Below are 2,503 nucleotides of genomic sequence, written 5' to 3'. Positions count from 1 at the left end.
GACGAGGCCCCGGCGCCGGTCCGGTACGGCGCCCGGCCCGCCGAACCCTTGCGCGGCGTGCGGGCCGGTGTCCCCGTACCGGGGCTCAGGGCGAGCTCTGGGCGCCTTGCAGCTCGCCCAGGGTGACGTCGGCGGTCTTGCTGCCGCCGTCCCGGGTGTACGCGACGGTGGCCTTGGCGCCCGGGGTGAGCGAGGCGAGCGCGGTGGTGAGCGCGTTCAGCGAGTCGACCGGGGTGTCGCCGATCCTGGTGATGACGTCGCCCGCCTGGAGGCCCGCCGAGGCCGCCGCTCCGCCCGGGGTGACGGCCACGATGACCGCACCGGCCGGCTGGAACTGCTGGTTGAACGCGGTCCGGGCGGTGATCCCGAGCGCGGCCCGGCCGGAGTTGGTGACCTTGCCCTGCTTGATCAGCTGGTCGGCGATGTTGGTGATGGTGGTCGCCGGGATGGCGAAGCCGATGCCGGGGGCGGAGGCGCCGTTGGACTGCGGCTCGGTCGCGGCGAGCGTGTTGATGCCGATCACCTTGCTGTCCAGGTTCACCAGCGCGCCGCCGCTGTTGCCCGGGTTGATCGCCGCCGAGGTCTGCACCATGTTGCCGATGGTGGCGCCCGGCGAGCCGGGGCCCTGGGGTTCGGAGACGGTCCGCCCGGTGGCCGAGACGATGCCCTGGGTGACGCTGCTGGAGAGCCCGAGCGGGCTGCCCATGGCCAGGGTGATCTGGCCGAGCTGGACCTTGCCCGAATCGCCGAAGCTCGCCGGCCTGAGGCCGCTCGGCGGGTTGTTCAGCCGGATCACAGCGAGGTCGGAGTCGGGGTAGCTGCCGACCAGTCCGGCGTCCAGCGTCGTGGTGCTGTTGGCGAGGGTGACGGTGAAGCTGGTCGCCGAGCCGATCACGTGGGCGTTGGTGACGATGTCGCCCTTGTCGTCGTAGACGATCCCGGAGCCGAGGCTGTTGCCGGTGGTGATCTGCACCACGGAGGGCAGCACGTTGGCGATCACCGTCTGGTAGGCGTCCTGCAGCTGGGTCGCGCCGTTCGACGGGCCGGGCGTCGAGGGGGTCTGCGCGGATCCCGAGGCGACGGGCGAGCCGGTGGCGGCGGCCGAGGAGGAGCTGGGCGAGCCGCTGCTGCAACCGGCCAGCGCCAGCGCGGCCGCCGTCGCGAGCGCGACCGCCGCCGGCAGCCGCCCGGCCACCGTCCTCGGCCCGGTCGGCCGCGGCCCGGCGGGCAGGGGGCGGGCGTGTTCCTTGTGACGGCTCACCTGGCTGCCTCCGATTCGTCACCACGCCCGGGGCGCGGATGCGAGAGCACGGAAATCTTTGTCAGCTTTTCACCACTTTGTCCGAATCGCCTGTTCGACTCGCCCGGGGAAAGCCGCCCGGATCCGAACGCGGGGCGGGCCCTAGGATCGGCACATGACTTGGTTGATCACCGGCGGTGCCGGATACATCGGCGGACACGTCGTCCGACAGCTGCTCGACGCCGGGGAGCGCGTCGCCGTCCTGGACGACCTCAGCACCGGCGATGCCTCCCGGCTGCCCGCCGGCGTCCCGCTGATCGAGGGCTCCACCCTGGACCGCGCCGCCCTGGACGCCGCGATCCGCGAGCACGGCGTCGAGGGCATCCTGCACTTCGCCGCCAAGAAGCAGGTCGGCGAGTCGGTCGAGCAGCCGTTCCTGTACTACCGCGAGAACATGATCGGCCTCCAGACCGTCCTGGAGGCCGCCGCCGAGGGCGGGGTGAAGCGCTTCCTCCTCTCCTCCTCCGCCGCGGTCTACGGCATGCCGGACGTCGACCTGGTCACCGAGTCCACGCCCTGCGCCCCGATGAGCCCGTACGGCGAGACCAAGCTGGCCGGCGAGTGGCTGGTCGCCGCGGCAGGCAAGGCCCACGGCATGTCCACCGTGGCCCTGCGCTACTTCAACGTGGCCGGCGCCGCCTCCCCCGAGCTCTCCGACGCCGGGGTGTTCAACCTGATCCCGATGGTCTTCGAACGGCTCACCGCCGGCCAGGCCCCGCGGATCTTCGGCGACGACTACCCGACCGCGGACGGCACCTGCGTGCGCGACTTCATCCACGTCTCCGACATCGCCTCGGCCCACGTGGCGGCCGCCAAGCGGATGGCCGCCGACCCGGTCGGCGCGACCTCCCTGGTGCTGAACATCGGCCGCGGCGAGGGCGTCAGCGTCAAGGAGATGCTGGAGGTGATCGGCAAGGTCACCGGCTACGACACCACCGCCGAGGTGACCCCGCGCCGCGCCGGCGACCCGGCCCGGGTGGTGGCCTCCGCCGACCTGATCCGGCGCGAGCTGGGCTGGACCGCCCGTCACGACGTGACGGAGATGGTCTCCTCCGCGTGGGAGGGCTGGTGCGGCCGCCACCCCGGGGCCCGCAAGGCCTGACCGGCCGCGGCCGGCCGGGCGAGGACCCGGCCGGCCGCCACGGCGGTGTCCGCCCCCGCGGATCTTCGGCGACGACTACCCGACCGCGGACGGCACCTGCG

The 2,503-nt window shown here is 73.2% G+C and carries 2 protein-coding genes; one reads left to right on the top strand and one right to left on the bottom strand.

Translation table 11 applies throughout. The features are described 5' to 3' along the window. Positions 1-85: 85 nt before the first annotated feature. Positions 86-1,195, bottom strand: a complete 1,110-nt coding sequence (locus ACFRMQ_RS40095; RefSeq protein ID WP_380735843.1) for a S1C family serine protease — start codon at positions 1,193-1,195, stop codon at positions 86-88. 220 nt (positions 1,196-1,415) lie between these two features. On the opposite strand from ACFRMQ_RS40095, the gene galE reads away from it, so the two are divergent. Next, the gene (galE, locus tag ACFRMQ_RS40090) at positions 1,416-2,402 is read left to right on the top strand and encodes a UDP-glucose 4-epimerase GalE (protein WP_380735840.1); all 987 of its coding nucleotides are present in this window, start codon (positions 1,416-1,418) and stop codon (positions 2,400-2,402) included. Positions 2,403-2,503: the final 101 nt, after the last annotated feature.

The sequence above is a fragment of the Kitasatospora sp. NPDC056783 genome (genome assembly GCF_042789895.1).
Classification (GTDB): Bacteria; Actinomycetota; Actinomycetes; order Streptomycetales; family Streptomycetaceae; genus Kitasatospora.
The sequence above is the reverse complement of the archived record's forward strand: the minus strand, read 5'-3'. Positions and strand labels throughout refer to the sequence as shown.

Coding starts and splice junctions, on each gene's coding strand:
- galE (WP_380735840.1), top strand. CDS start 1,416: ATGACTTGGTTGATCACCGGCGGTGCCGGATACATCGGCGGACACGTC.